Origin of the sequence: Plectonema radiosum NIES-515 (genome assembly GCF_025753815.1) — a bacterium.
Taxonomy (GTDB): domain Bacteria; phylum Cyanobacteriota; class Cyanobacteriia; order Cyanobacteriales; family Nostocaceae; genus Hassallia; species Hassallia radiosum_A.
Window position 1 is genome coordinate 6305 of sequence record NZ_JAOWRF010000378.1, and the last position, 1192, is coordinate 7496.

At 40.7% G+C, this 1192-nt stretch carries 1 protein-coding gene; it reads right to left on the bottom strand.

Going from position 1 to position 1192, the window contains the following annotated elements; translation table 11 throughout:
- Positions 1-41: 41 nt before the first annotated feature.
- Positions 42-1139: a glycosyltransferase family protein gene (locus tag OGM63_RS26780; RefSeq protein ID WP_263748760.1), complete on the bottom strand. Its 1098-nt coding sequence runs from the start codon at positions 1137-1139 to the stop codon at positions 42-44.
- Positions 1140-1192: the final 53 nt, after the last annotated feature.

A 1192-nucleotide genomic window follows, 5' to 3' on the forward strand; every position in this document is an offset into this window, starting at 1 on the left:
TACGAAGTCTCTACATCTTTTCCGGAGATGTCTATTTAAAATTAGCAACGCAAGTTTTTAAGTTGTTGTAAGTAATTAATTACCGATTTAGCTATAGCTTCATTGCCATCTTTAGCAACAGGTTGAGATTGCTTTGGTTGCTGGGGTACTTGATTGAGAAAGTCCCAATTACCGGCAAAAAATTCTCTAGGAGTGAGGATTTGATGCTGATGATAATTAATAATACCTTCTAATAGAAAAGCAGCTTCGGCAAAGTCATCACGAGTTAGTGAAACAATTGGCACTCCTAATCGTGTGGCTTCAGCAAAAGTGCCAAAACCAGGTTTAGAAACAACTCGTCCACAAATCGGCATAAAATCTACAGGTCGGTATTTTTTATCAGTTATTTTGACAAAATTAGGTAAATCTGGGGCAGATTTATCAAAGACGATAAATTGCCAATCTGGAAATTGTCGCAGATTTTCATAAGGAATTTGCTGCAAACCCAAGCCACCAAAAGTGAGTAAAATAGTTTTTTCTATTGGGGCAGTTATTCCCCAAGTAGATCGTAATTCATCTGCCGGATAATGAGGAGAACCACCGGTTAAACCTACATCTGTGATATTTGGGAAAGCTTGCATCGGTTCGTGGAAGGGAAGACGAAACAAGCGATCGCACTTTGAATAACATTCACTAATCCAATCGGCAATTTCTATAAATTCCCCTCCCCAATCTCGATATATCAAGTCCCAGCCAAAGTTACTCATCATCCAACAAGGAATATCAGCTGCTTTGCCAATCAAGGAAGCGAGAAAGGGAATGTCTGCCAAAATCAGATTAACGCGATTTTGGCGAATAAAGTTGACTTCTGAGGCAATCAACGAATTCTGATTTTTCTTAATTTCCAGCAACTTTTCCAAAGTGGCTGGTTTATCCATTGTCAAGCTGTCTGCTTGCACAACACCCAAATCAAATGCGCGGGGACGATGAATAAAATCTCCTTCTATATAGCATTCTAGCAACCATCGGGGTGCAGTCGTCACCATAATTAACAAAACTTCTGGACATAACTTTTGAATTGTTGCCGCTACAGATGCAGTGCGGGTAGCATGACCAAAGCCGTGATTAGTGATGGCAATGTATAAAATTGGACGTTGCATATTCAATTGGGGACTGGGGAGTGGACAAGGGGGACAAGGGGGACAAGGGGGAC

Coding starts and splice junctions, on each gene's coding strand:
- OGM63_RS26780 (WP_263748760.1), bottom strand. CDS start 1,139: ATGCAACGTCCAATTTTATACATTGCCATCACTAATCACGGCTTTGGT.